Genomic DNA, 1377 nt, shown 5'->3' on the forward strand with positions numbered 1-1377 from the left:
GACTGGTCGCATGTGCTTTGCCATCTTGAATGGAGTGCTTATATACGCGAGAAGAGCTTGCGCTCCATGGTGGTCAGGCGTTCCGGGCCTTTTTCCGTCACCAGCACCGTCTCGCTGAAGCCCATCCCCGCTGCCATCATCAGCATATGAAACACCATTCCCGGCTCTAAGACCCATTCGACGCCAGGCACGAATTCGCGGATAAATTCGCCGGCCGACGGGCGATGATTAAGACCAAGCGAATAGCCGGCACGATTCGTATAGGTTTCGCGCAGTCCAGATGCCAGAAGCGGCTCGCGGCAAGCTCGGTCGACCACGCTGGCCGGTGTGCCCGGCCGCATCAATGCGATCGCCTCGTCTTGGATGCGGATGATCGTGTCGGCGATACGCTGTTGCGCAGCGCTCGCCGGACCGACAACAGCGGTGCGCATCAAGCGTGCCCAGTAATTCTTGTGGACCCCGTTTTGCTCAAAGTAGACAGGATCGCCACGTTCCAGGCGCCGGTCCGAAAGTCCTCCATGTATGAGACTTGTTCGATCGCCGGAGGTGATGATACCGCCGAGCGACGCTGCCCCCGCCTTCACCAATGCGCTAGACACAGCCTCGGCGAGTTCTCGCTCCGCGACTCCAGGCGCGATAGCCTCGATGCCGGCCCGCAGACCCACTTCAACTAGCCGCGCAGCGCCGCGCAGATGTTCTAGTTCCCGCGGCGATTTGATCAGGCGCAGGTGGTCGACAATACGGGGCTCTCCAACCAGAGTTGCCTTCGGCAGCAGCGCCTGCAGCATCTTCCAGCGCTCCACCGTCAAGAACCATGAGTGCTCATCCAGACCGATGCGCCCGCCTGCCAACCCAAGACCTTCAAGGGCTCTTCGCGCCGTGTCGAGCCAAACGGGGAGCGGATCAGCGGCATCTGCATAGACCACATGGTTTTTGACCCATGAGGTGCTGTGCGCCGTGGGGACTTCCATGTCGCGCACGATCAGCACCGGGTCGCCGCGGCTGGGTACTGCTAAAGCGTGATAGGAGAAATAGCCAATTTGATCGAGGCCACTTAGATAATTGATGTTTTCTGGTTGGTGCAGCAGTAAGACGGGAAGATCATACTTAGCCATCTCTTCTTGCGTACGCCGTAGGCGCTCCCGATACTCCTCCGCCGGGAAATCCATGCCGTTATTCGCAGGCTCACTCACCGTCTTAAGCTCCTTCATCGTTGACTAGCTCATTGTATTTGTTTCGCCGTTCACCCGTCTGGCGGACCACCTCTACGCCGGCATACATAACGACTGTCAACGCGATCAGCAGACTTGAAACGGCAGCGATTGTAGGCGTGATCTCTTCCCGAATTCCCGACCACATCTTTATCGGTAAGGTGGT

At 58.5% G+C, this 1377-nt stretch carries 1 protein-coding gene and 1 pseudogene; both read right to left on the reverse strand.

Features of this window, described 5'->3' with window-relative positions; all coding sequences use genetic code 11:
* Positions 1-38: 38 nt before the first annotated feature.
* Entirely contained in the window at positions 39-1211 is a 1173-nt protein-coding gene (locus EN869_RS33635; protein ID WP_126097340.1) for a Xaa-Pro peptidase family protein, read from the reverse strand.
* Positions 1198-1377: pseudogene (locus EN869_RS34870) on the reverse strand (hypothetical protein); the annotation flags it as partial. The gene EN869_RS33635 and the pseudogene EN869_RS34870, both read right to left, overlap by 14 nt.

The organism is Mesorhizobium sp. M2D.F.Ca.ET.226.01.1.1, from assembly GCF_004022705.2.
Classification (GTDB): domain Bacteria; phylum Pseudomonadota; class Alphaproteobacteria; order Rhizobiales; family Rhizobiaceae; genus Mesorhizobium.